The following is a 22,978-nucleotide window of genomic DNA, read 5'->3' as shown; positions in this document are numbered from 1 at the left end:
GAGATGGGTAGAGATATGGGCGAGATCGTCGACGACCGAATGTGGCCGCGGCGCTCGGAAGGGCAGATGTATTTTCCGCAGTTTCTTGTGGGAATGGTGGCAACGCTTCTGGTGATCCTCGGTTGGACTTACGCCTCCACGGGATCTGTCTGGATGGCGATCGGCTGGACATTCCTCGCGGCAGTGGTTCTGCAGGCCGGCTATTTCGTGGCCGTACTCTGGCTCGTGCATGGCGAGACCCGCGTGACCGACGAACGCAAGGCGGACGCAAGCTCGGCACCGGCCAAGATACCCGGCCCGTTCGAGCGCGACGGCATCATCCACGCTCTCATCTTGTGGCTGTTCCCGAAACTGCTGCCTTAATCGCTTTGAGCGGCGCTTTGCGGCCGGGCTGCCGACCGACCGTCTTTTCGTTTTCGAGAGGTCGTCGCACCGCAATAGCCGGCGCTCCGCATTCTCCGCTCGAACGCAGGGACCGGGCTACGCCTCGGTGCTAAAGTTCCGAGGCGCCATCAAATTTGTATTGTCGCCGGCGGGCCGCCTTTCACCACGTCAATGCGGCGCAACGCAAACGGCCGGCTTGCAGCCGTCGGAACCGTGGTCCGAGCCGGCTGCAATCCTGTGGTTCGCCGAGTTAACGCGCGGTGGCCGGCGAAGCCGAGCGCACCGTCTCCGAAGACGAGAAGACGACGAAGCCAAAGACCAGCACCGCAGCGGCGACGATCAGCGAGCCGATCGCCACGACCGGCTCGATCTCCGGATGGCCTGCCGCCAGCATCCAGTAGAGCGCCGGCAGCATGATCACGATGCCGACCGTATAGAGGCCGTAATGGATCATCGCGATGCGGCGCTCGGCCTTGGCCGGGTTGAGTGCATAGTAGCCGCCGAAGATGGCGCTGGTGACCCAGCCAAGAAGGTTGATGTGGGCATGCGCCGGAAAGGCACCGTGATCGCCCGAAATCGCCATCTGCAGCCCGGCGGCGATGCCCAGAATAAGAAAGACGATGGCCGTCTTGAAGAAAAGCTCCGATACCCGTGGCATTTTGTTGTCCTCCCAATGCCTCTGTAAACCCGACTCTGCGAAGTCTACATCCTGCAAGCCATATTAGCCATGGCGTACCTAAGTCAGTAGAGCTTCGGGCGAAAGCCGCGAGATGTCGACGGCTTTGCAAAAAAATGGCTCGCCTCTTTCGAGGCGGGCCAAAAGGGAGCCGGGCTTGAGGTCGGCCCCATCCAGGTTGCCACCTGAATTTCAAACGGAGCTAACGTAACAGAACCCGGAATTTATTCCACCGCTATAGCGGACTGACACGGTAGGGTTTTCCGACCTTGACAGCGCAAGCCCTTGCCGATCGGCCATCGGAACCAAGGCACTACCAGACAGGACGTCGCCCCTTTTTCAGCCGGCGGGTGAAAGCATGGGCTTCAGCGTCCCATCCTTCTGCCAGAACCGATGGTGCAGCACGGCAAGGCGATGCGCCTTGCACGTCCGCAGCATTTGAGCAATGCTTGGCGACGGGGGTGGTTTCCGTAATTTCGGAAGCACGATTACATGTTCATTGACTACTACGAACTTCTGGAAATAAGCCCGAACGCCAATTCTGAGACCATCGAGCGGATTTTCCGCTACTTTGCCATGCGCTACCACCCCGACAATCGGGAAACAGGCAACGAAGCGCGCTTCAGCGAGATCGTGGAAGCCCACAATACGCTGCGGGACCCAGTCAAACGGGCTCAGTACGACATCCTTTACCGGGAGCATCTTGGCCTTCGTCACGAACTCACGGAAGGAGCCCGCGACGGCGGCGGCATGGAGAGGGATACCGTCATCCAGGCCAATCTGCTGTCGCTCCTCTATGTGAGGCGCCGGCGGGACGTCAACAATCCGGGCATCGGCGACGACGAGCTCGAGCGCCTGTCGGGCTGCCCTCGCGAGCACCTGGAATTCCATCTGTGGTACCTCAAGGCGAAGGGCTTCATCGGCAGGACCGAGAACGGGACGTTCGCGATCACCGTGGAAGGCATCGATCACGCCGGGACCAAACAGGGCCGGGATCGCCCCGACGCCACCCGCCTGCTCGATCACGCGAGTTAGGCCGACCATCAAAAGCCCGCCGACTGGCGCCTGAACCAGTGGCGGGGCTCGATGAAGGAACAGCTACATCCCTGAGGAATCGACTGTCGTCTTCTCAACTCCCCATATCTGGGCTCGGTTCGCCGGGGGCGGCGGAGTCTAAGCCATGCACCATGACGGGCAAGATGAGGGGTGCAGGGTTACATTGGCGTTGTATTTCGCCGAATACAAGGTGACCGAGGTCTGACGTGCCGACGCATTGGACCGGTGCCGACCCGTCGGGGTGATTACGAGGACGCCTCGCCAACAGCTTGTTTGAAGCAATACCCGCGTGGCTGGCGTTCGAACATCAAAAGTTGTTGCTGGCCTGTCATGCCAAACGATAAGTGTATCGTAACACGACATTTTGCGAAAGCCGTCAGCGATACCCGAACATCCTCACCGCCAGGCCGGCGCCCATGCTTTTCATCGCCCAAGAAAGCAAGCATTCGTGAAATCAGGTGGCAACCTGTACCGGGAGCCGACACCAACAGTGCGGCTCCCGCTTTGGCTCGTCTCGATCGAGGCGAGCCATTTTCTTTCTGAAATCGCGAGTGCACGGCCGGCGACATACCGACAAAAAAGCCGCCGGGCGGGCCCGGCGGCTTTTCGTTCATCCTCTGGTCGGTTCGCCCGGCCTTACGGTGTTGTCGCCGTGGCGGCGGCTTGCGCGTCGATCTTGCCCGCCAGCGTGTCCTTGGCCCAGGCGGTGACGTCGGCGTCGACCGGCTTGTTGGCCATCTCGGCAAGGGCCGCGTCCAAGGACGCGTCAGTGGGGGGCGGCGCGTTGTCAACCGCGGCCTGGGCATCGGTGACCGCCTGATTGTCGGCGGTGATTGCCGTGTTCTGGGCGTCAATCTGCCCCTGAACCTCGGCAACCTGCGCATCGAGAGCGGCCTGCTGCTCGGGCGTGAAGCCGGTCGTGTCGGTCGCGTTGAGATCGGCGAGTTGCTGAGTGAGGTCGGCGAGTTTGCTCTGGTCGGTGGTCAATTGGGCGTTCGCGGCGTCGAGCTTGGCCTGCGCGTTCTTGGCCGCCGCGGCCTGAGTCACGTAAGCTTGGACGCCGGCGAATTTCTTGCTCTTGGAATGCTCGTAGGCGCTCAGATTGCGCTTCAGCGAGTTCAACCGGCCGAGCTTGGCATGAAGGTTCTTCTCCTTCGACGTGGCGGCCGTGGTCGTGTTGTCGGTCGAGCTGTCGTCGGACGCGCTGTCGTTCGAGGCGCTGTCGGTGCCCTTGTTGTGCCCCGGAGCCGAAGCCGACTTGCCGTGCGAGGCGCCGCTGTTGCCGTTGCCATTACCACCGGCATTGCCGCCGCCGTTTCCATTGCCATTGCCGCCGCCATTACCGCCGCCATGGCCGTTGCCGCCGCCATTGCCGCCAGCGTCGGCAAGCGCGGGGGCCGCGGCAAGCGCCAGAATGGCAAGAGATGCCAGAAGTGTCTTTCGCAATGTCATTTTGCTTCTCCGCTGATGAATCGTCGTCATGGCCCAACCGCTAGGCAGCCTCTTATGAGAATTTCCTAACGGCGTCGGATAAACTTTAAGCAATTGCGGTCGCGAAATGAGAGCATGGCCGACGCGGCCCGGCGATCTCCGCCAGATAGCGTGTTAACGCATTGAAATTTAATGAAAATACAAAGGGCCGAGCGCGCTTGGGCCGTTTGGAACAATGAGGGCCCTTGTCTCGCCAGACCATGGTCCCAAGGACATTCCCGCCCGGGCGAAACCGTGCAAACCCGGAACGTCCGCCCGGCGCGAGAACCAGTCCCGGTCGACCAGAAATGCGCCCGGCGCGACGCGCCTAAAGCGAAGGATCCGAGGCTTGCGTGTCGCCTGCATCCTGATCCGTGGGTACCGCGGCGCCCGGCTCCTGGCGTTCACCTGAACCGGTCGGGGAAAGGACCGTCAGATCCATCCGAGCTATGCGGGACGCGGCTTTTCCTTGCGCATTCGGCTCGCTGTCATCCGTCTCGCAAACCGAGGCCTTTGCAAGGTGGCCAACGCTTTCGCCACTCTTGCCCGGGAAGGCTTCCGACGACGCAGGAGGTTTGCTCGGATGATGCACCAAGCCGGTGCCGTGCTGGCTTCCAACAACAGAGGTCATGGCTGCGCTTCCGATATGGATGACAGGCAAATTCCTAGTTTAGCACTCCGGCTGGCGCGAAACTTACACGATTTAGAGATCGCTAATGTTCCGGCTTGATACCGGGCGGCGATCGACCTTCTAGCCGCCGACCAGCGGCACGGTCACCGAGGTGGTATAGCTGATCGGATAATCGCTGAAATAAGGAAAGCTGATGACGAAGGCGTAGCTGGCGTTGACGTGCGCCATGCGGAAGCCGCCGCTCGCCGGGTCGGTGGTGATGGTGACGTTCACGTTCTGCAGGCCCAGCGCCTGCAGTTTCTGCGTCGCGACCGCCTGGATGTCGGCCTGCGTCAGCGTGTTGTTGAGCTGCAGGGAGCGCGCGGAGGCTTCAAGCGCATAGCGTACGCTGGAGATGTTGTTCATCGACCAGCCAAAGGCGAAGATGCCGAACAGCAGCATGATGAGGAAGGGCGCAACCAGCGCGAACTCAAGACCGGCGCCACCCGAGATGTCGCCGACAAATGCTTGACGCCTTTGCTTAGCGGACACGGACCACCTGCAGATGACCGATCGACGTGTCGCGCGGGAAGACGCCGAAGATGAAAGGCGGCTTCCAGGTGCCCGACGCCTGGATCTGGACGAAGACCGAGGGCACTTTCGGCCCGCTGCAGATGGTGGTCGAGGTGACCACGGTCGTTCCGCATTTGTAGGCACGGCTCACCGCGATCGCCGCATCGTCCGGTTTGTGTTCCCAGCTCGCCAGCGCCGCGGCCTGGGTGGCGCTGTCGTCGGTGCCGCCTGCCATGACAAGGTTGGCGGCCGTCTTCACCCCTGCCCGCATCGCCAGCGAGCTGGTGACGTAGGACCAGCCGTCCAAGACGCCCAGAAGAGCGGCGCACAGCACCGGCATCACCAGCGCGAGCTCCACCGCGGCGATGCCGGCGCGGTCCCTGCCGAAGCGGATTGCCCGTAGCCGCATGGCCGCTACTCGACCACCGCAACCGACTGGGTGGCCGGGATGTCCTTCATCCCGAGGCTCGAGCAGTCCTGGTTGATGGTCGAGTTGCCCGACCACTGAATGGTGTCGGCAACAACCTGGGTGCAGCCGTTCTTACCCGAGAAATTGCCAAGGTAATTGACCTGCTGCCTGGGAAAATAGATTGCGCCGGTCAAAAGCGAAGTCGCGTTGCCGTTGAAAGTGCTTTGCGCCGCCGTCCCTGTCCGGTCGCCGTAGAACAGCACGCCGGAATAGGTGCCCGTGGTCGGGGCGGCCAGCGTCACGGTGGCGTTGCCGTTCATGCTGACGGTGTTGCTGCCGGCCATGAAGATCGTGACGTCGCTGCCTTGGATGACGGCACCCGCATTGATCTTCAAGTCGCCCTGGACGACGTAGACACCGGGGGAAAGCGTGATATTGCCGTTGAGGTTCATGCCGCTGCAGTAGGTCCCGGGCTGGATCGTTTGCGTCGTCTTGTTGCCGTTGATCTTCTGGCATGGGTTTGAGGTCGCGGGAGCCGGCAAGCTGGCGAACGGGTCGGCCGCTGGCAGGGCTTGGGTGATCGGAGACTTGCAAACCATCGTTGGCGGATTGTTCAGCACCATGCCGCCGACGGTGATCAGACAGTCGGTCTGGACAGCCGCCGAGCCCTGGATCTTGATTGCGTCGGAGGCGTTCGAATTCGCCATGTCAACGCAGCCGATTTTCTTCGCGTTGGTGTTGCCGGAGAAGAGCAACGCCTGCGAAGCCGTGAGACTGAGAGCTATGTCGCAAGCTTTGGAGGCATCGGTGATCAGTGCCACCGCCCTCGCCTGCTCCGGCACCTTCGTCTGCGTGAAGATGGAGGTGAACATGCGGTCGAGGTTCTGGTTGAGGATCACCTCGACCGCCTTCTTGGCCGTGTTCGGCCCGGACGCCGGCGGGGTGTTGACGACGATGGTGCCGCCGCCCAGCCCGTTCGAGGCGGCCGATGTCGTGGCGGCGGCGGTGATGGTGGCGGTGTCGGACCCCGCGATCTTTTCCAACGCGCCGGCATAGGCGGCCGCGTCGGCGATCGCCTGCAGCTTCAGGCTCGAATAGTACCAATAGGAGGTCTCGACGCCGAGCCCGGCGCCGCCGATGACGACCGGCAGGGTCAGCGCGAAGATGGTCGCGACATTGCCGCCCTTGCCTTCGCAAAAGCGTCGAGAGACCAGTCCAGAAAAAAGATTTCTGATGAACCGACCTGAAAAGGCCATGGCCGAGCGCACCCAAGCTATCCCAGCCGTTACGTCATCATTATCATATGAACGAATGCCTAATTATTTCGCTCGACTTGCGCTGTTAGGACTGCATCGGGCCGCCACCCCGCCTTGCGCCGCGCACACTAAGACTTAAGGCCCAGAAACGCTCAGACTTAAGATGTAACCATTAGTAAAACCATATATTTTAGCACTTTCCGCATTTTATCTTTTTTGGAAATCGCCCGTAGAGACAGCGTGCCTATCACTTTCGCATATACGACGAGGGCGGACTTCCATGTTTGCACGTTTCTGGGCTTCGAGGCGCGGCAACTTCGCGGTCGCGACCGCGGTGGCCATGGTGCCGCTGATGCTTGCCCTGGCAGGGTCCATCAACTTGATCGGCACCAGCGACGACGCCGCGCAGTTGCAGAATTCGCTTGACGCGGCCGACCTTGCAATCGGTACGAAATACCAGGCGAGCATGTCGGCGAGCGATGTGCAGCAACTCGGCCAGACCTTCTTCGCGGCCAATATGAGCACCGCCGACGCGCAGGAATATGCGGGCAGCGTCGCCGCCTTCCAGGCCGGGGCCAGCGGCGATCCGAGCGCCTACTTCATTTCGGTGTCGTCGAGCATAAGCCGACCGGCCTTCGTCCCCGGCATGCCGGCCTGGCCGGCGACGCGCTCCGCCTCGGTCAAGATCAAGCCCGGCGCGCAGGCCTGCGTGCTCGCGCTCGATCAGAATGCCGACGGTGCGGTCAGCCTGCAGGGCTCCACCAATGTGGCGATGAGCGGTTGCGTGATCGCGGCCAATTCGGACGCCGCCGACGCCGTCAGCCGGGGTGGCTCGGCGATCGTCAGCGCTGGCTGCGTCTCGACAGTCGGCGGCACGCAAGGGTTGACGCCGCCCAGCGCCACCCTTTCCTGCGGCGCGCCGCAGGAAAACCAATATGCCTCGTTCGATCCGCTGGCCGACGTCGTTCCGCCTCCCTACACGCTCTGCCTGCCCGTGCCGAACGGCAAGACAATAACGCTTTCGCCGGGTACCTACTGCGACAAGACGCTGTCGGGAAATATTACCCTCAATCCGGGCACCTACATCATGCGCAACGTCACCATAAAGCCAGGCGGCAACGGCAGCCTGAGCGGCCAGGGCGTGACGATCTTCCTGATGGAGAACTCGCAGCTCATCATCAACGCCAACGAGCAGGTGAACCTGTCGCCGCCGGCCAGCGGCCCCTACGCCGGCATCACAATCTACCAGGCGCGCGGCAACACCCAGGCGCTGACGCTGAACGGCGGATCCGGCTCGGTGGTGAGCGGTTTCATCTACGCCCCGGACGCTGCCATCACCTATGCCGGAAATTCGGACATGAACGCCGAGGGCAGTTGCCTGCGGCTGGTCGGCGACACTGTCGCAATGACGGGGAGCTCCGCCGTTAAATCGGATTGCACGGCCGAGCTTGGGAACCGCGCTATGTATGCGGGACGGATGATCACCCTGGCGAAATGAACGCCAATCTCGTCATCCCTTTGAACGCAATTCCGGACGGAAAACCGCTCGCGCCTTTCCTGGAATTGCTTCTAGGGAAGATCACAACTCGCCTATGATATCCGCGCCCGCCTGCTCGTCGAAGAGCACCGCGCAGCCGCGCTCGAGCGCGACCTGCGTCAAGGCGTTGGCCGCATCCGCATCCGACGAGACGAAATCGCCGGTCAGGACGCGAAATTCCTCGACGGCCTTCGACATCGGCACCAGGCGCCCGGCAGACAGGTCGCTCGCACATGCGTCGATGACGCACAAAAGATCGATGAGTTCGAAATTATGCATGGCGGCCTCCGCCTGCGCCATCCCTTCGCTCAATCAACGGTACGAGGCGCGGACTGGTTCCCTCGCCTGCGTTCGGCGGATGGCCTGACGGGCGCAAGCTTGAGATCGAAGCGAGTAGGTAGGCATGGCTCGGCACAGGCCTTGCGCACCGATCTGGTGGCCATCGTGTCGATCGGAAGAAGGACCACCATCTGGGCATGGCGTTGTGGCCAGAGCGGCCTGCCGAAGAGGAGGAAGACGCCGCCGATCAATCCCGCCAAAAGCAGCGCGGCAAACAGGTTCGCGATCACGTTGCCGGGTTGCACGGCCAGCAACTCCAAGAGAGTTTCCAGGGCGAAAGGAATGCCCGCCATATCGCAGGAATGGCGGGCACCCATCGTCAACCGCCGATGAAGGGACTTTGTCCGGCGGCTTGCTAGCCAATGAAATGGGGCCGTTGTTGTTTCCCGGAAATCGGCGCCTCGGGCCTCTGCGTTCGGCGGGTGAGACTTCGGTCCGAACATGACCCGGGACCGTTGCCCGAAGCGCGGCCTTTAGCCAGCCGCGGCCCTTATTACATTAGCAATACCTTATGATAAGGCGTATGAATGAATGGGATAGCGGTCGCCGACGATCGCAACGTCGGGCTCCGCTTTTACAAGGGAGGATGCCATGGCCGAAGCTGCAATGCAGGTGACAAAACTCGAATCCAAATCGCACAACACTCCCGACGAGGTCCGCGCGCCCGCCAAGACGCGCGTCGAAATCGTCCGGCTGCCCGGTTATTCCCTGGCGCGAATGAACATGCAGCCGGGCTGGAAATGGTCCGAATGCGTCAAGCCGGTGGTCAAGACCGACAGCTGCCAGGTCTCGCATGTCGGCTACGTCGTGTCCGGATCGATCACCGTGCGCATGACCGATGGCACGCAAAAGACCTTCGAGGCCGGCACGTCCTATACCATCCCGCCGGGCCATGACGCCTGGGTGGAAGGCAATCAGCCCTTCCAGTGCATCGAGGTGCTGAGCGCCGAGCAATACGCCAAACCAGCATAGGCCGGATCCAGCCGATGGGCGGCTATGAAGCTGCACCAGCCAAGCTGCGGGATCAAGGCGACGTCACCTTGATCCCGTTCGCAGGTGCGATCGCCGCCTCATTCGAATGAATGAGGCAGGCTCATTCATTTGTATGAAGACACAGAAAGCAGGCTCATAGGGGCCTTGACACTAGACTGCTTTTGTTCTCTTTATGTTCCCTAAATCAGTCTTTTCCAACAGAGAAATCTAATACTGCACCGCGGCAAAGCGGGCACTGCAGACGGGAGCGCAGGATGCTCGCTAAGGACGCCGCTGCCGCCACCATCCTGCATGCCGATCTCGATGCCTTCTACGCCTCCGTCGAGCAGTTGCTCGATCCGTCATTGCGCGGCAAGCCGATCGCCGTCGGCGGCGGCGTGGTGCTGGCGGCTTCCTATGAGGCCAAGGTCTTCGGCGTGCGCGGCGGCATGTCCGGCCGCAAGGCGCGCGAGCTCTGCCCGCAGCTCATTTTCGTCGGCGGCCATTTTTCCGAATACCAGCGTCTCGGCGATGCGGCGATCAAGGTGCTCGACGATTTCACGCCGGTGGTCGAACGCATCTCGATCGACGAGGCCTTTGCCGACGTCGCCGGCTGCACGCATCTGTTTGGCCCTCCGCAAGAGATCGCGCGAAAAATCCGCGCGCGGGTGAAGGCCGAGCTCGGCCTGCCGATCTCGATCGGCGTGGCGCGGACAAAACATCTCGCCAAGATCGCCTCGCAGGTCGCCAAGCCAGACGGATTGGTGGTGGTCGAGCCCGGCACCGAGCTCGCCTTCCTGCACGATTTGCCCGTCACGCTGATGTGGGGCGTCGGCCCCGCGACCAAGGCCAGGCTCGCGGAAATCGGCGTCGAGACGATCGGGCAATTGGCGCGCACGCATAGCGGGGCGCTGGAGCGGCTGATCGGCCATGCCGCCGGCCAGAAGCTTGCCGCGCTTGCCTGGAACCGCGACCCGCGCAAGCTCGAGACGCATCGGCGCGCGCATTCGGCCGGCGCGCAATCGGCGCTGGGCAGGAAGCCGGCGCTGCCGCGCGTCTTCGTGCCGACGCTGCTCCATCTGGCCGACCGCGTCGCCAGCCGCTTGCGCGCCAAGGACCGGCCGGGGCGCACGGTCACGGTGCGCGTGCGCTTCGCCGACATGCGCGCGGTGAGCCGCTCGATTACGCTCGAGCAGCCGATCCACGCGACCGCGATGCTGGCCGAGATCGCCGAGGAGCTGGTGCGCGGCGTGCTGGCCGCCCATCCGGGCGAGCGCGACATCTCGCTGCTCGCCATCTCGGTCTCGCATCTGGAGGAGCATACCGAGCTGCAGCTCGAATTGCCGCTCGGCCTGGCGGACGAGAAGCTCAAGCCCGGCAGCCGAAAAGGTCTCGCGCGCTTCGGCGCAGACCGCGCCATCGACAAGATCCGGCAGCGCTTCGGCAAGGAGGCCGTCGGCTACGGCACGGTGGCGCTGGAAGGCGCGCGCTCGGTGCCGGACGGGTTCAGGGAACTGGCGGAGAAGGAGTTGTAAAGGGGCCTGCGCCCAGCTCCACCCAATCCAGCCGCATCGTCACACTCATCGTCGCCCCATCATCGAGCACCGTCAGCCCCTGGCCATGATGCGCATCGACCGGGTGCGACACCGGCTCGAAGCAGAAGAAGCCGGCATCATGCGACGGGGAATAGAGGATGAACACGTCCAGCTCCGGCGAGGCTGCCAGCTCAAGCACAATCCCCTGCGCCGGCTGGACGATGGTAGCGCGACGATCCCAGCCGACAAAGGCGTTGTTTACCCAACCCGCCGGCAAAAGCGAGAGCCGCGAGAAATCCCACCACGGATGCTCAGCAAGCGGCGCGACGCCCGTTGGCAAATGGCGCTCATCCTCCAGCCAAACCCGCCCTGCCTTCGCCTTCAGCGTGGTCCTGGCGCCGCGCGGAAACCAGGGATGGAAACCGAGGCCATAGGGCAAGCGCATGCCGGCACGGTTCTCCACCGTAAGGTGGGCCTCGAGAGCGCCGTCGTGTAGCGAGTACACAACGGAGGCCGCGTAGCGGTAAGGACCGATCGCGCCGTCATCGAGCATCAGCTCGGCTTCGGTGTCGGTATGGCGGGCAAGCCGCCAGGGCTTCTGGAAACCGTCGCCGTGGATCGGAAAGGCTTCACCGGGCACATTCGGCCTGATGGCATGGAAGCGGCCGTCGAAGGTGAAGCCGCCGCCGGAGATGCGGTTCGACCACGGCACGAGGAGTTGGCAACCGGACGCGCCGGCGCCGTCCCCTGCCCGCAACAGCGGAACCCGCGCACTGCCGACAAGCGCATCATAACGGGCGATCGCGCCACCCTTGTCGGGCGCGAGCACGAGCCGCGCGCGGCCATCGCGAAGCTCAACCATGCCAGCCCTCACCAGCCGCCGTCGACGGCGATGTTCTGGCCGCTGATCATGTCGGAGGCAGGCGAGACGAGGAACAGCACGAGATCGGCGACGTTGCCCGGCTCGATGCGCTTCTTCAGGCTCTGGTTCGCGAGAATCCAGTCATTGTATTCCTTCAGCCGATCGCCGAAGACGCGCTCTTCCGCCTCCGAGATCACCGCGCCCGGCGATACGGCATTCACCCTGATGCCATGCGGCCCAAGCTCGCGCGCCAGCGATTTGGTGAGGCCGAGCATGGCGCCTTTCGACGCGACATAGGGCACGTAGCCGTCCCAGCGGCCGTTGAGCGTGATCGAGCAGAAGTTGACGATCTTGCCGTGGCCCTTGGCCTTCATGCCTGGAGCGCAGGCCCGCGCCAGCGCGAAGGCGGCCGAAGAGTTGACGCGGATCTGGTCCTCATACTCGGCGAGCGAGAATTCCTCGAACGGCCGGTTGATGATCAGCGCCGCGTTGTTGATCAGGATGTCGATGCCGCCTTCCTTCGCCGCAAGCGCGGCAACCGCCGCTTCCGCCTCGGCCAGCCGGTTGAGATCGCAGCCTATGAAGGCAATGTCGCCTGCGGCCTCGCCGGCCAACCCGGCGGCTATCTCCGCCGCGCCCGTGGCATCAGGGCGGTCGAGCAACAGCACGCGCGCGCCGGCTCGCGCCAGTGCCACCGCCTGGGCCCGGCCGAGCGAGCCCAGCCCGCCCGTCAGAAGCACCTTACGACCAACGAGCGCCTTCATCGCCTATTCCTCACAGCACGGAATGGACTTCGTCGATCGAGGTATCCTCGATACGCTTGTCCAGCACCACCTCGCCGCGCGCCATAGCCACGATGCGGTCGCAGCAGTCGAAGACGTGATGCATGTTGTGGCTGATGAAGACGCCTGTCACCCCCTGCTCCTTCAGGCCGCGCACGAAGCCGATCACCTTGTTTGTCTCCTTGACCGAGAGATGGTTGGTCGGCTCGTCGAGGATCATCACCTTCGACTTGAAATGCATGGCGCGCGCGATGGCGACGCCCTGGCGCTGGCCGCCGGAGAGCTCACCGACCAGCGCCTCCGGCGAGCGCAAATGCAGGTCGACATTGGCGATGGCGCGGATGCTTTCCTCTGCCATCTTCTTCTGGTCGAGGATGCCGACGCCGAGGATCGAGAAGCGGGTCGGCTCGCGGCCGATGAACAGGTTCCTGGCGATCGACATGGTGGGGACCATGGAGTTGTACTGGTAGATGGTCTCGATGCCGAGATCCATGGCGTCGCGCGGCGTGGCGATGCTGACCGCCCTGCCCTCGACCTGAATTTCGCCCTGGTCGGCGCGGTGGACGCCGGACAGGATGTTGATCAGCGTGGACTTGCCGGCGCCGTTGTCGCCGACAAGGCCGAGCGCCTCGCCGCGCTTGAAGTCGAGCGAGACGCCCTTCAGCGCATGCACGCCGGAATACCATTTGTGCAGGTCGCGCACCGAGATGATCGCGTCGCCCACGGCTCAGCCCTCCATCTTGATCGCCTTGGCGCGCTTGCGCATCCAGGCATTGGCGACGACGGCGAAGATGGTGAGGAAGCCGATGGCGAACTTGAACCAGTTGGCGTCCACATGGCTGAGCACAAGCCCGTTGTCGATGACGCGGATCAGCGTCGTGCCGATGATACCGCCCATCACCGTGCCGATGCCGCCGGTGAGCGAGGCGCCGCCGATGACCGCGGCGGCGACCGCCTGCAACTCCATCCCCTCGCCGATCGAGGGCAGCGGCGAGCCCAGCCGCAGCACCTGCAGCATGCCGGCGAAGCCGGAAAGCACCGAGCACAGCATGAAGCAGACGATCTTGACCCTGGCGGTCGGGATGCCCATCGAGGCGGCGGCCGGCAGGAAGCCGCCGGTGGCTTTGATCCAGTTGCCGAAATTGGTGCGCGACAGCATCAGCGAGGTCAGCACCGCGACCGCCACGAACCACAGGAAGGACATGCGGAACATGTTGCCCGGCCCGACGAAGGAGGTGAACAGCCAGTTGGGCAGGTCGGCGGGTAAGAGCGGCGGGAAACCGCCGGAGACCACGACCGTGAGCGAGCGCGCCATGAACAGCATGCCGAGCGTGGTGATGAAGCTGGGGATGGCGAAGCGGATGGTGATATAGCCGTTGATGAAGCCGATCGCCGCCGCGACCGCCAGTCCGGCGAGCAGCGCCAGCGGGAACGGCCAGCCATGCACCATTAGCACCGCCATCGACATCGGCATCAGCGCGAACACCGACCCGACCGAGAGGTCGAACTCGCCGCTGATCATCAGGATGGTGACGCCGATGGCGACGAGGCCGGCCTCCGGCAGGATGCCGAGGATGCCGCGCAGATTGTCGGCGTTCAGGAACACGCCGTGCGAGCGCACCTGGAACAGGACGATGAGCAGCACCAGAAGGATCAGCCCGGCCAGCTCCGGTTTTTCGAGATAGGTCTTGAACAGGCGCTTCAACGAAAGGCTCCGGGGTTCGGGATTAAGACGCATCGGCGACGGCTGGCGCCGCCGACGCGGGTCTCGCTGTTGGAGAGCTTATCTCAGTCCCTGGGCGGACAGCGCCATGATGCTGTCGGCTTCCTTCGGCCGCACGATGCCCTGGCCGGTGTCAATATCCGACGGAGCAAGGCCGATCTTCTTGTTCAGATAGGCCTCCATCACCGGCATGAAGCCCTGCATGTAGGGCTGCTGGTCGACCAGCGCCTGGACATAGCCCTTCTGCATCTGCTGCAGCACTTCCGGAACGAGGTCGAAGCCGCCGAGCAGCACCTTGCCGGGCGCCACGCCGCGATCGGCCAGCACGCGCGCTACGCCGGCGCACCAGAAGCCGGTGTCGAAATAGGCCGTGGTGTCGGGATGGGCGTTCAGATAGGCGCCGACGCGGTCGGAGGTGATGGCGAGATCGGTGCCGCTGTCGATGCGCTCCCACGACACGTCACGGTCTTTATGCGCGGCCTTGTACTCATCGAGGAACTGCATGATGCCGGCGCCGCGGCTTTCCGACCAGTTCTGGCCGGGAGCCGAAATGCCGACCAGCACCTTGATCGGGCCGTCCTTCGGGAAGCTCTCGGAAATCGCCTTGGCGAGCGAATAGCCGGCCGGCTTGAAGCCTTGGCCGACGAAGGCCTGCCGGGCATTGCCCTTGGCGCCCTCGGTGTCGTCGACATTGACGGCGATCACCAGCACGCCCGCGTCGCGCGCCTCCTTGATGACGTCGTCCAAGGCGTGGTCGTCGACGATGGAGGTCAAAAGCGCGTCGGGCTTGGCGGCAAGCGCGGCGCGCATGTTCGCGACCTGCTGCTCGACCGAGCCCTCGGTCTGGGTGAAGACCATGTTGCAGTTCGCCTCGACCTTGGCGCAGGCATCGTCGAAGCCTTTCTTCACCGCCTGCCAGAACGTGTTCGAGGCCGACGAATGGTGGGTGAAGACGATGTTGAGCCCGTCGGCGCGGGCCACGGTTTGGCCGCCGATCAGGGCGACGCCGAGCAATAGCATTGCGGTGAGTTTCTTCATGTCTGTTCCTCCCTTTGGATTTTTCAAATGCTTGTCCCGTCGCTGACGCGACGATGGACGGTGTAGGCGCGGCCGAGGTCCGGACTGAGCGCCAACCCCAGCCCCGGCCCGGGCGGCACGGTGATCATGCCGTCCTTCACTTCCGGCAGCGCGGTGACCAGATCACGGTACCAGGTGCGGTAGAAAGCGCGCACGCTTTCCTGGACGAGCGCATTGGGCGCGTTGAGCGAAAGATGCGTCGAGGCGGCGAGCACGACCGGACCGGTGCAGTCATGCGGCGCCACCGGCAGCCGCCAAGCCTCGGCCATCGAGGCGATCTTGCGCGCTTCCGACAGGCCGCCGCACCAGGAGATGTCGAGCATGACGATGCCGGCCGCTCCCGTCTCCAACAGGTCGCGAAAAGCCCAGCGGCTGCCCAGCGTCTCCGAGGCCGAGATCGGCGCCGGGCTTGCCGCGGCGTAGCGCCTGAGGTCGCCGAGGCTGTCCATGCGGATCGGATCCTCGTGCCAGTAGGTGGCGTAGGGTTTCAGCGCTTCCGCGATCCTGATGGCCGGCAGGAGCTGCCACATGGAGTGGAACTCGACCATGATGTCCATCTTGTCGCCGACGGCTTTGCGAATCTTTTCAAACGGTTCCAGCGCCGCCTTCAGGTCGGCGGCGGAAATGTCGTTGCCACGCGTCTTTTCCGCGGCGTGGTCGAACGGCCATATCTTCATGGCGGTGATGCCGTCCTCCAGCAGTTCCCCGGCCAGGTCGCCGGCGCGGGTGAGGAAGGCGTTGAGGTCGTCATAGTCGCGCCCGGCGCCGATACCGTAATTGGCCGTCGTCTGGCCCTTGGCGTCCTTGATGTATTCGGTGCCGGCGCAGGTGTTGTAGGTGCGGATCGAACGGCGGCTGAAGCCGCCGAGCAGTTGCGCGACCGGCTGGCCGGTGGCCTTGCCGAAAATATCCCACAGCGCGATGTCGAAGGCCGAGTTGCCGCGCACTTCGGCGCCGCTGGAGCGGAAGCCGAGATAGCCGACGAGGTCGGCGGCCAGGAGGTCGATCTGCAGCGGGTCGCGGCCAATCACCCGCGGCGCGACATATTCGTGCAGATATTCCTCGACGGTGCGCGACAGGAAGAAGGTCTCGCCGAGCCCGGTGATGCCCTCGTCGGTATGAACCTCGACCCAGAGCAAATTGGGCCGCTCCTCGATGCGGACGGTTTCGATGGCGCGGATCTTCATCAGGCAATCCCCGCGTCGAGCAGCGCCTTGACGCTCTTGTCGAAATGCTCGGCCATGTGCTCGGCCGCCAGCCGTGGATCGCCCTTGAGGATGGCGTCGGCGATGTCCTCATGGCCCTTGATCATCTTGAGCTGGGCCTCGCCGGACGAGCGGGTCCGCCAGCCGATCACCCAGGTGCGGCGCGTGACACCACTGAAGGCGGTGACGATCAGCGAAAAGACCGGGTTGTGCGAGGCCGCCGCGATTGCCTCGTGGAAGGCGATGTCATGTTCCATGACGGCCTCCGGGTTCGTGAAATTCTCGCGCATCAGCCGGGCCGACCGGGCGATCGCCTCGGCCTCCTGGTCGGTACGGCGCAGTGCGGCAAGCGCAACCGTGCGCATCTCGATGGTGCGCCTGACGTCATAAACCTGCTGGACGCTTATCTGCTGGGTGGTGATGCCGTGCTCGATGACCATCGACATGGCGCCGGTATCGAGCTTGGCGACGGTGGCGCGGCGCCCGGCGCTCATGTCGATCAGCCGCATCGCCGACAGCGAGCGGAAGGCCTCGCGCACGACGGTGCGGGAGACGTTGAGCTGGCGCGTCATGGCGGCTTCGCTGGGCAGCGGATCGCCCGGCGCCAGGCCTTGCGAGCGGATGTGCTGGGAGATCGCCTGGATCGCCGTGCTGACCAGTCCGGGATTCGGTTCGCCCGGTGGATCTGTCTGCTCCTGCATGCCGCTCCCTCAAAACCTGTATGACAGGTTGTTATTCAATTGCTCATATTTCATGCAAAAGCTATATGTCAAGCCGATTTCTGGAACCCTGCCCCTGGAGAGGCCTCATGCACGAAACGGAAGCCGGCCTGATCTTCGACGCGCGCGACGTGGTCGGCGAGAGCTTGGTGTGGGATGACCGCCGCGGCAGGCTGGTCTGGGTCGATATCATCGGCCGCCGGATCCATCGGCTGAACCCGTCGACCGGAGCGCATGAGAACTGGCCGACGGACGACCTCGTCACCTCGGTCGGCCTGCGCGCCGATGGCGGCGCCGTCGTCGGGTTGCGCAAGGCGATTGCGCTGTGGGATTTCGGCGGGCCGTTCCGGACGCTGGCGACGATCGAGGCCGACCGGCCGGGCACAAGACTGAACGAAGGCGTGGTGGCGCCGGACGGCTCGTTCTGGGTCGGCACGATGGCCAACAATATCGGACCGGACGACGCGCCCTTGGCCATCGCAAGCGACGAGGGCCGGCTCTACCGGGTCGGTTCCAACGGCAAGGCGGCGTCGCTCAGCGAGGACCGCTTCGGCATCACCAACACCATGGCGTGGCTGCCGGACGGCCGCTTCGTCACCGCCGACACGACGAAGAACGCGCTTTACAGCTATGAGTGGGACGAGAAGGCCGGCCGGCTCGGCGAACGCCTGCCCTTCTTTACCGGCTTCCAGCGCGGCCTGCCGGACGGCTCCTGTCTCGATGCCGAGGGTTATGTCTGGAACTGCCGGGTGGTGGGCGGGAGCTGCCTCGCCCGCATCGCACCCGACGGCAGGCTCGACCGGATCGTCGAGCTGCCCTGCAGCTGGCCGACGAGCTGCGCCTTCGGCGGCGCAGGTCTCGACACGCTGTTCGTGACCTCCGCGCGTTTCACGATGAGCGCGGAGCATCTTGCCGCCAATCCCTACGAGGGCGGCCTGTTCGCGTTCAAGCCCGGCGTGCGCGGCGCGCCGGCCAACCGCTTCGGATAATCTCGCATCGGCCGGCGCGTGGCCGTCGAAGATGGCGATGAGCGCCTTAGCCAGCGCGCGAACCGCCAATCGCGGACGCCTTGGCGCAATCCAATCCGGTTCATCCCCCGCGCTCCGCATGATAACAGGATCGCTTTCAACCCAGACACCCAGGATGGATCAGGACATGGCAGTAGAAAAAGTAGCTCTGGTGACGGCGGGCGGCAGCGGCATGGGGGCTGCGGCGGCCAAGCGGCTGGCGGCGGACGGTTTCAAGGTCGGCGTGCTCTCCTCCTCCGGCAAGGGCGAGGCGCTGGGCAAGGAACTCGGCGGCTTCGGCGTCACCGGCTCCAACCAGTCGAACGAAGACCTGAAGCGCCTTGCCGACGGCGCGCTGGAACGCTGGGGCCGCATCGACGTGTTGGTCAACAGCGCCGGCCACGGACCGCGCGCGGAGATCATCGAGATCAGCGACGAGGACTGGCACAAGGGCATTGACACTTATTTCCTCAACGCCGTGCGCCCGACCCGGCTGGTGACGCCGGTGATGCAGAAGCAGAAGTCAGGCGTCATCATCAACATCTCGACCGCCTGGACATTCGAACCGAGCGCGATGTTTCCGACCTCGGCCGTGGCGCGCGCCGGGCTTGCCGTCTACACCAAGATCTTCGCCGACACCTATGCCGCCGACAACATCCGCATGAACAATGTGCTGCCCGGCTGGATCGACAGCCTGCCGACGACCAATGAGCGTCGCGACAGCGTGCCGATGAAGCGCTACGGCACGTCGGAAGAGATCGCCGCGACGATATCGTTCCTTGCTTCCGATGGGGCCGCCTACATCACCGGGCAGAACATCCGCGTCGACGGCGGCATCACAAGGGCGCTGTAAGTCACGCCGCAGCGGACGGCGCCCGGTATTATTGCCGGGCGTAACGTCATTTGCGACGGCGAAGGTGCAACAGCCAGAGAAAGCCCAACAAGGCAACGACAGCGGCGACATTGCCGACAACGTTGCTCCAAAAACGCGCCGGGTCGTCCACACACGAAATCCAGCTGAGCCTGCCCCGGATTTCGCCGGTCTTGAGGCCGTAGGCAAGGTTATAGATGGCGAAGGCGGCGAGTGCCGCCACCAGGACAAAGACGGCGTCGTGCTTGTTGCGGTCCATGGAGCACGTTTAGCCGCGCCCGATGAAATTTTGCTTATCGTCGTGTGAAAGGTATGTCGCCTCGGATCATCCGAGCTTACGGGATTTTAGCACGCACAGAACGCACAGGAAGGCTATCGACGCCACCAGGACAATCGAATTGCCGACCACGATGTTCCAGAAGCGAGTCGGATCGTCCGCGAGGGCGACCCAATGCAACTTGCCGCGGACTTCGCCTGTCCTGATGCCGCAGGCAATGTTGTAGATCGCGATGGCGGCGAGCGCGGCCATCAGGACAAACAGGTCGTTGTTCTTGTTGCGATCCATGGAAGCGGCTTTTAACAGCGCTTGGTGAAATTTTACTTACCTTGGGTAAGGCGGCGGCCGTTGCACCGGCCGCCGCCCACCCACAACTTTACTGGTTGATCTCGGGCTCGACGAGCTTGGCCAGGTTGCGCAGCGATTCCTGCCAGCCGAGATAGCAGGCCTCGGCGGGGATGGCGTCCGGGATGCCGGCCTGGGTGATGTTGATCTCGGTGCCGACCGACACTTTCTTCAAGGTCACAGTCACTTCGATCTGGCCCGGCAGGTTGGGGTCGTCGAAGCGGTCGGTGTAGCGCAGGCGCTCGCCCGGGACGAGTTCGACGAATTCGCCGCCGAAGGCGTGGCTGTCGCCGGTGGTGAAGTTGCGGAAGGACATCTTGTAGGTGCCGCCGACCTTGTCCTCGAACTGGTGCACCGTGCAGGTGAAGCCGTTCGGCGGCAGCCACTTGGCCAGCGCATCGGCCTCGATGAATGCGCGGTAGACTTTTTCCGGCTTGGTCGCCAGGACGCGATGCAGGTGGATTGTGCTCGGCATATCTCGGTATCCTTGCTTTGTTGATCGATGCCCCAAGGACGGGCGGCCCCCCAGCCGATCCGACAGAGGCCGTCAAATTTTTTGACTAGAGCATGGTGCCGAAAGTGTGAAGCGGTTTTTCGGATGACATCATGCTCTATCTTTTTGATCCAGAGTCGGGCGGCTACCGTGCGCCTTCCACTGAAGGGGAGCAGACATGAACGCTTCGATCAGACTCGGCATCGTCGGCGGCGCGGGCTGGCTGGGCGGCGCCATCGCGGATGCTGCGCTTCAGGCCGGCATCGTTCGCGCACAGGACCTTGCCCTCTCCTACCGGAGCGCCAAGCCGGATCGTTTTGCCGGCGCGTTCTGGACCGACGACAACCAGGCGCTCGCCGACCGCTGCGACATCATCATGCTTTCGGTACGGCCGCAGGACTGGCCCTCGCTCGCCATCGACGCCAAGGGCAAACTGGTGATTTCGGTGATGGCCGGCATCCGCCTTGCCGAGATCGGTGCGAAGCATGGCACGCGCCGGGTAGTGCGCACATTGCCCAACGCCGCGGCCGAGGTCGCGAAATCCTACACGCCTTGGATCGCCAGCAGCGATGCCACCAGCGAGGACCGCGCCATCGTGCGCGCGATATTTTTCGCCTGCGGCAGCCAGGACGAGGTCGGCAGCGAGCGCGACATCGACTATCTCACCGGCCTGACCGGATCCGGCCCGGCCTTCCCTGCCCTTTTGGCCGACGCCATGATGCGCCACGCCGGCGCGTTTGGCCTGAAGCCCGAAGTCGCGCAGCGCGCCGTCAACACGGTGCTGACCGGCACTGGCCGGCTGCTCGAGATGAAGGACGCCGCGCCCGCCGACACGGTGGAAGTCTTTCTCGGCTATCGCGGCACCACCGCCGCCGCGATCGAGACGATGTGCGAAGCCGGGTTCGACGATGCCGTCGCCAAGGGGCTTGAGGCGGCGTTCGAAAAGTCGATCGCGATGGGCGAGACGTGAGCGGACGCTCCAATCCTAAAAGCCAAGACTCGATCGGCCACCACCTGTGGCACCGCTGCGACAAACGCATCCATTCGCAGCTGTCTGCACAATCTTTTGGCAGAAAATCTTGCAAAATTAAGTAAATTGAGAATAACTCACGCCATGATTGTATTAGATAGCACTTATTCTATCTTCACAAAATATCGATAAAAATACTGGCAATTTTCTCTGTACTAATTGCTTGTTTTCGGGAACCATAGTCCACGTTGCAAATTGGTTCGAAGTGGTCGTTTGAACCTGCAATGAACCTCCGGGCGGGGCAGCGCGGAAGGATTCTCCGATGAGCTTCGTCGTCAACGCGGTAGGCGTTCCTCTTTACTATAGCGGCGCTTCCAACCATTGGCTTTCGGCGGCCTCGTCCGGACCTGCCTTGTATGGCACCTCCGGCAACGACTCCATCTGGGGCGCCAGCGGTGTCAACGTCACCATGTATGGCGGCTCCGGCGACGATATCTATTACCTCTATTCGGCGAGCAACAAGGTGTTCGAGAACCCTGGGCAGGGTGTCGACACGATCAACACATGGATGAGCTACACGCTGCCGGACAATGTCGAAAACCTCGTCGTCACCAACGCCCACAACTACGCCTTCGGCAACGCGCTGGACAACATCATCACCGCCACGGCGGGCGGCCAGACCCTGGACGGCGGCGCGGGCAATGATGTCCTGATCGATGGCGGCGCCGGCGCCGACACTTTCATCATCGCGAAGGGCAACGGGAGCGACTCGATCGTCAATTTCGCGTCGAACGATACCGTGCGCCTCGATGGCTATGGATTCACGTCGTTCGCCGCCATCCACGAGAACCTGATCCAGGCGGGGCCCAATGTGATGCTGAATCTGGGGTCGGGCGAGATTCTCGAATTCAAGAACATGACGATCGACAAGCTGCAGCCCAACCAGTTCGAGCTGCCGATCGACAAGTCCGGCATGACGCTGTCCTTCAGCGACGAGTTCAACACGCTGAACCTTCACAACAGCCAGGGCGGCACCTGGGACACCAACTTCTGGTGGGGCGCGGCGAACGGCAGCACGCTCACCCGCAATGGCGAACTGCAATGGTACATCGACGCCAACTACGGCCCGACCAGCTCGGTGCATCCGTTCAGCGTGCAGAACGGCGTGCTCTCCATCACCGCCGCGCAGGCGCCGGCCGACATCAAGCCGCTGATCAACAATTACGAATACACCTCCGGTATCCTGACCACGCATGACTCGTTCTCGCAGACCTATGGCTATTTCGAAATGAAGGCCGACCTGCCGGAAAATGCCGGCGCCTGGCCAGCCTTCTGGCTGCTGCCGGAGGACGGCTCCTGGCCGCCGGAGCTCGACGTGATCGAAAAGTATGGCCAGAACCCGAATTCGCTGCTGATGACCGCGCATACCAACCAGACGGGCCAGCACACGACTGTCGGATCCACGGTGAACGCTATGGACACCGCCGGCTTCCACACCTATGGCCTGCTGTGGACGCCGGACAAGCTGGTCTGGACCTATGACGGCGTGCAGGTCGCCGAAGCGGCGACGCCGTCGGACATGAACAAGCCGATGTACATGCTGGTCGACCTTGCGATCGGCGGCCAAGCCGGCGCGCCGCCGGACCATCTCGCCACACCGGCCGAGATGAAGATCGACTATATCAGGGCCTATACGCTGAACGACTTGCCAAGCCAGGCGGCGGCGCTGACCAGCCACACCGCAAGCAGCACGCAGCAGCATCTCGGCACGGCAAGCGAGCATTCGGCCTGATTCGGACGTTAGGCGACTGCCCGTGATCCGGGTTGGAG

The 22,978-nt window shown here is 63.4% G+C and carries 27 protein-coding genes; 9 read left to right on the top strand and 18 right to left on the bottom strand.

Annotation, left to right across the window (positions count from 1 at the left end; genetic code table 11):
• Positions 1–15 precede the first annotated feature (15 nt).
• Positions 16–363 carry an exopolysaccharide production repressor protein gene (locus FJW07_RS05630; protein WP_246680668.1) on the top strand — a complete coding sequence of 116 codons (348 nt, stop codon included), beginning with the start codon at positions 16–18 and terminating at the stop codon, positions 361–363.
• A 271-nt stretch (positions 364–634) separates the two neighbouring features.
• On the opposite strand, the gene FJW07_RS05625 is transcribed toward FJW07_RS05630, so the two are convergent.
• Positions 635–1,042, bottom strand: coding sequence for a hypothetical protein (locus FJW07_RS05625; protein WP_095820511.1), 408 nt, complete (start codon positions 1,040–1,042; stop codon positions 635–637).
• A 510-nt stretch (positions 1,043–1,552) separates the two neighbouring features.
• Between FJW07_RS05625 and FJW07_RS05620 the strand changes: the two genes are divergently transcribed.
• Positions 1,553–2,095, top strand: coding sequence for a J domain-containing protein (locus FJW07_RS05620; RefSeq protein ID WP_140644851.1), 543 nt, complete (start codon positions 1,553–1,555; stop codon positions 2,093–2,095).
• A 657-nt stretch (positions 2,096–2,752) separates the two neighbouring features.
• Here FJW07_RS05620 and FJW07_RS31620 read toward each other — a convergent pair.
• From FJW07_RS31620 to FJW07_RS05590, 5 genes are all read right to left on the bottom strand, one after another.
• Positions 2,753–3,568, bottom strand: a complete 816-nt coding sequence (locus FJW07_RS31620) for a hypothetical protein (protein ID WP_140703579.1) — start codon at positions 3,566–3,568, stop codon at positions 2,753–2,755.
• Between the two features lie 346 nt (positions 3,569–3,914).
• A complete protein-coding gene (locus tag FJW07_RS05605; protein WP_140785097.1) occupies positions 3,915–4,217 on the bottom strand; it encodes a hypothetical protein in 303 nt (100 codons plus the stop codon).
• 120 nt (positions 4,218–4,337) lie between these two features.
• Positions 4,338–4,748, bottom strand: a complete 411-nt coding sequence (locus FJW07_RS05600) for a TadE/TadG family type IV pilus assembly protein (RefSeq protein WP_140644853.1) — start codon at positions 4,746–4,748, stop codon at positions 4,338–4,340.
• Positions 4,738–5,178 (bottom strand): TadE/TadG family type IV pilus assembly protein, encoded by a 441-nt coding sequence (locus tag FJW07_RS05595; protein WP_140644854.1) that lies wholly within the window; start codon positions 5,176–5,178, stop codon positions 4,738–4,740. Before FJW07_RS05595 ends, FJW07_RS05600 begins: the two co-directional genes overlap by 11 nt.
• Before the next feature lie 5 nt (positions 5,179–5,183).
• Positions 5,184–6,434, bottom strand: coding sequence for a pilus assembly protein TadG-related protein (locus FJW07_RS05590; RefSeq protein WP_140645010.1), 1,251 nt, complete (start codon positions 6,432–6,434; stop codon positions 5,184–5,186).
• 280 nt (positions 6,435–6,714) lie between these two features.
• Here FJW07_RS05590 and FJW07_RS05585 point away from each other — a divergent pair, with 280 nt between their 5' ends.
• The gene (locus FJW07_RS05585; RefSeq protein WP_140785700.1) at positions 6,715–7,932 is read left to right on the top strand and encodes a TadE/TadG family type IV pilus assembly protein; all 1,218 of its coding nucleotides are present in this window, start codon (positions 6,715–6,717) and stop codon (positions 7,930–7,932) included.
• An 81-nt stretch (positions 7,933–8,013) separates the two neighbouring features.
• On the opposite strand, the gene FJW07_RS05580 is transcribed toward FJW07_RS05585, so the two are convergent.
• The gene (locus FJW07_RS05580) at positions 8,014–8,250 is read right to left on the bottom strand and encodes a hypothetical protein (protein WP_140644856.1); all 237 of its coding nucleotides are present in this window, start codon (positions 8,248–8,250) and stop codon (positions 8,014–8,016) included.
• A gap of 29 nt (positions 8,251–8,279) precedes the next feature.
• A complete protein-coding gene (locus FJW07_RS05575) occupies positions 8,280–8,627 on the bottom strand; it encodes a hypothetical protein (protein ID WP_246680667.1) in 348 nt (115 codons plus the stop codon).
• A gap of 274 nt (positions 8,628–8,901) precedes the next feature.
• Here FJW07_RS05575 and FJW07_RS05570 point away from each other — a divergent pair, with 274 nt between their 5' ends.
• Both FJW07_RS05570 and dinB read left to right on the top strand, forming a co-directional pair.
• A complete protein-coding gene (locus FJW07_RS05570) occupies positions 8,902–9,282 on the top strand; it encodes a cupin domain-containing protein (protein ID WP_140644857.1) in 381 nt (126 codons plus the stop codon).
• 275 nt (positions 9,283–9,557) lie between these two features.
• Positions 9,558–10,817, top strand: a complete 1,260-nt coding sequence (gene dinB / locus FJW07_RS05565; RefSeq protein ID WP_140785699.1) for a DNA polymerase IV — start codon at positions 9,558–9,560, stop codon at positions 10,815–10,817.
• On the opposite strand, the gene FJW07_RS05560 is transcribed toward dinB, so the two are convergent.
• The 7 genes from FJW07_RS05560 to FJW07_RS05530 all read right to left on the bottom strand — a co-directional run bounded on the left by FJW07_RS05560 (position 10,789) and on the right by FJW07_RS05530 (position 17,167).
• Positions 10,789–11,679 (bottom strand): aldose 1-epimerase, encoded by an 891-nt coding sequence (locus FJW07_RS05560; protein WP_140785698.1) that lies wholly within the window; start codon positions 11,677–11,679, stop codon positions 10,789–10,791. The two genes, dinB and FJW07_RS05560, sit on opposite strands and share 29 nt — an antisense overlap.
• An 8-nt stretch (positions 11,680–11,687) precedes the next feature.
• The gene (locus tag FJW07_RS05555; protein WP_140854978.1) at positions 11,688–12,443 is read right to left on the bottom strand and encodes an SDR family oxidoreductase; all 756 of its coding nucleotides are present in this window, start codon (positions 12,441–12,443) and stop codon (positions 11,688–11,690) included.
• Positions 12,444–12,453: 10 nt separating this feature from the next.
• On the bottom strand, positions 12,454–13,185 hold the full coding sequence (locus FJW07_RS05550; protein ID WP_140644860.1) for an ATP-binding cassette domain-containing protein: 732 nt from the start codon (positions 13,183–13,185) through the stop codon (positions 12,454–12,456).
• A gap of 3 nt (positions 13,186–13,188) precedes the next feature.
• On the bottom strand, positions 13,189–14,166 hold the full coding sequence (locus FJW07_RS05545; RefSeq protein WP_140785696.1) for an ABC transporter permease: 978 nt from the start codon (positions 14,164–14,166) through the stop codon (positions 13,189–13,191).
• Positions 14,167–14,244: 78 nt separating this feature from the next.
• A complete protein-coding gene (locus FJW07_RS05540; protein ID WP_140644862.1) occupies positions 14,245–15,222 on the bottom strand; it encodes a sugar ABC transporter substrate-binding protein in 978 nt (325 codons plus the stop codon).
• A gap of 23 nt (positions 15,223–15,245) precedes the next feature.
• On the bottom strand, positions 15,246–16,448 hold the full coding sequence (locus tag FJW07_RS05535; RefSeq protein ID WP_140652234.1) for a mandelate racemase/muconate lactonizing enzyme family protein: 1,203 nt from the start codon (positions 16,446–16,448) through the stop codon (positions 15,246–15,248).
• Positions 16,448–17,167 (bottom strand): FadR/GntR family transcriptional regulator, encoded by a 720-nt coding sequence (locus FJW07_RS05530; protein ID WP_140644864.1) that lies wholly within the window; start codon positions 17,165–17,167, stop codon positions 16,448–16,450. The genes FJW07_RS05535 and FJW07_RS05530 overlap by 1 nt, the downstream gene beginning before the upstream one ends.
• 107 nt (positions 17,168–17,274) lie before the next feature.
• Here FJW07_RS05530 and FJW07_RS05525 point away from each other — a divergent pair, with 107 nt between their 5' ends.
• The gene (locus FJW07_RS05525) at positions 17,275–18,174 is read left to right on the top strand and encodes an SMP-30/gluconolactonase/LRE family protein (protein ID WP_140854975.1); all 900 of its coding nucleotides are present in this window, start codon (positions 17,275–17,277) and stop codon (positions 18,172–18,174) included.
• Positions 18,175–18,340: 166 nt separating this feature from the next.
• A complete protein-coding gene (locus FJW07_RS05520; RefSeq protein WP_140644866.1) occupies positions 18,341–19,045 on the top strand; it encodes an SDR family oxidoreductase in 705 nt (234 codons plus the stop codon).
• Between the two features lie 46 nt (positions 19,046–19,091).
• Here the strand turns inward: FJW07_RS05520 and FJW07_RS05515 are convergent, their stop codons facing one another.
• From FJW07_RS05515 to FJW07_RS05505, 3 genes are all read right to left on the bottom strand, one after another.
• Positions 19,092–19,322, bottom strand: a complete 231-nt coding sequence (locus FJW07_RS05515; RefSeq protein WP_140854973.1) for a hypothetical protein — start codon at positions 19,320–19,322, stop codon at positions 19,092–19,094.
• Between the two features lie 66 nt (positions 19,323–19,388).
• Positions 19,389–19,628: a hypothetical protein gene (locus FJW07_RS05510; RefSeq protein ID WP_140644868.1), complete on the bottom strand. Its 240-nt coding sequence runs from the start codon at positions 19,626–19,628 to the stop codon at positions 19,389–19,391.
• A gap of 88 nt (positions 19,629–19,716) precedes the next feature.
• The gene (locus FJW07_RS05505) at positions 19,717–20,160 is read right to left on the bottom strand and encodes an SRPBCC family protein (RefSeq protein WP_140854971.1); all 444 of its coding nucleotides are present in this window, start codon (positions 20,158–20,160) and stop codon (positions 19,717–19,719) included.
• Between the two features lie 196 nt (positions 20,161–20,356).
• Between FJW07_RS05505 and FJW07_RS05500 the strand changes: the two genes are divergently transcribed.
• Positions 20,357–21,148 carry a pyrroline-5-carboxylate reductase dimerization domain-containing protein gene (locus FJW07_RS05500; protein WP_140854968.1) on the top strand — a complete coding sequence of 264 codons (792 nt, stop codon included), beginning with the start codon at positions 20,357–20,359 and terminating at the stop codon, positions 21,146–21,148.
• A gap of 322 nt (positions 21,149–21,470) precedes the next feature.
• Complete coding sequence (locus FJW07_RS05495; protein ID WP_140854965.1) at positions 21,471–22,940, top strand: family 16 glycosylhydrolase; 1,470 nt, start codon at positions 21,471–21,473, stop codon at positions 22,938–22,940.
• The last annotated feature ends 38 nt before the right edge of the window (positions 22,941–22,978 follow it).

The organism is Mesorhizobium sp. B3-1-9 (genome assembly GCF_006439595.1).
GTDB lineage: Bacteria > Pseudomonadota > Alphaproteobacteria > Rhizobiales > Rhizobiaceae > Mesorhizobium.
Note: the sequence above shows the minus strand (reverse complement) of the source record. Positions and strands in the feature narration are given on the sequence as shown.

Excerpts from the sequence above, each read along its gene's own strand:
- FJW07_RS05590 (WP_140645010.1), bottom strand. The coding sequence starts at position 6,434 with ATGGCCTTTTCAGGTCGGTTCATCAGAAATCTTTTTTCTGGACTGGTC.
- FJW07_RS05525 (WP_140854975.1), top strand. The coding sequence starts at position 17,275 with ATGCACGAAACGGAAGCCGGCCTGATCTTCGACGCGCGCGACGTGGTC.
- FJW07_RS05540 (WP_140644862.1), bottom strand. The coding sequence starts at position 15,222 with ATGAAGAAACTCACCGCAATGCTATTGCTCGGCGTCGCCCTGATCGGC.
- FJW07_RS05575 (WP_246680667.1), bottom strand. The coding sequence starts at position 8,627 with ATGGGTGCCCGCCATTCCTGCGATATGGCGGGCATTCCTTTCGCCCTG.
- FJW07_RS05530 (WP_140644864.1), bottom strand. The coding sequence starts at position 17,167 with ATGCAGGAGCAGACAGATCCACCGGGCGAACCGAATCCCGGACTGGTC.
- FJW07_RS05620 (WP_140644851.1), top strand. The coding sequence starts at position 1,553 with ATGTTCATTGACTACTACGAACTTCTGGAAATAAGCCCGAACGCCAAT.
- FJW07_RS05630 (WP_246680668.1), top strand. The coding sequence starts at position 16 with ATGGGCGAGATCGTCGACGACCGAATGTGGCCGCGGCGCTCGGAAGGG.
- FJW07_RS05520 (WP_140644866.1), top strand. The coding sequence starts at position 18,341 with ATGGCAGTAGAAAAAGTAGCTCTGGTGACGGCGGGCGGCAGCGGCATG.
- FJW07_RS05535 (WP_140652234.1), bottom strand. The coding sequence starts at position 16,448 with ATGAAGATCCGCGCCATCGAAACCGTCCGCATCGAGGAGCGGCCCAAT.
- FJW07_RS05585 (WP_140785700.1), top strand. The coding sequence starts at position 6,715 with ATGTTTGCACGTTTCTGGGCTTCGAGGCGCGGCAACTTCGCGGTCGCG.
- FJW07_RS05500 (WP_140854968.1), top strand. The coding sequence starts at position 20,357 with ATGAACGCTTCGATCAGACTCGGCATCGTCGGCGGCGCGGGCTGGCTG.
- FJW07_RS05570 (WP_140644857.1), top strand. The coding sequence starts at position 8,902 with ATGGCCGAAGCTGCAATGCAGGTGACAAAACTCGAATCCAAATCGCAC.
- FJW07_RS05555 (WP_140854978.1), bottom strand. The coding sequence starts at position 12,443 with ATGAAGGCGCTCGTTGGTCGTAAGGTGCTTCTGACGGGCGGGCTGGGC.
- FJW07_RS05510 (WP_140644868.1), bottom strand. The coding sequence starts at position 19,628 with ATGGATCGCAACAAGAACAACGACCTGTTTGTCCTGATGGCCGCGCTC.
- FJW07_RS05495 (WP_140854965.1), top strand. The coding sequence starts at position 21,471 with ATGAGCTTCGTCGTCAACGCGGTAGGCGTTCCTCTTTACTATAGCGGC.
- FJW07_RS05595 (WP_140644854.1), bottom strand. The coding sequence starts at position 5,178 with ATGCGGCTACGGGCAATCCGCTTCGGCAGGGACCGCGCCGGCATCGCC.
- FJW07_RS05505 (WP_140854971.1), bottom strand. The coding sequence starts at position 20,160 with ATGCCGAGCACAATCCACCTGCATCGCGTCCTGGCGACCAAGCCGGAA.
- FJW07_RS31620 (WP_140703579.1), bottom strand. The coding sequence starts at position 3,568 with ATGACATTGCGAAAGACACTTCTGGCATCTCTTGCCATTCTGGCGCTT.
- FJW07_RS05560 (WP_140785698.1), bottom strand. The coding sequence starts at position 11,679 with ATGGTTGAGCTTCGCGATGGCCGCGCGCGGCTCGTGCTCGCGCCCGAC.
- dinB (WP_140785699.1), top strand. The coding sequence starts at position 9,558 with ATGCTCGCTAAGGACGCCGCTGCCGCCACCATCCTGCATGCCGATCTC.
- FJW07_RS05515 (WP_140854973.1), bottom strand. The coding sequence starts at position 19,322 with ATGGACCGCAACAAGCACGACGCCGTCTTTGTCCTGGTGGCGGCACTC.
- FJW07_RS05625 (WP_095820511.1), bottom strand. The coding sequence starts at position 1,042 with ATGCCACGGGTATCGGAGCTTTTCTTCAAGACGGCCATCGTCTTTCTT.
- FJW07_RS05580 (WP_140644856.1), bottom strand. The coding sequence starts at position 8,250 with ATGCATAATTTCGAACTCATCGATCTTTTGTGCGTCATCGACGCATGT.
- FJW07_RS05605 (WP_140785097.1), bottom strand. The coding sequence starts at position 4,217 with ATGACCTCTGTTGTTGGAAGCCAGCACGGCACCGGCTTGGTGCATCAT.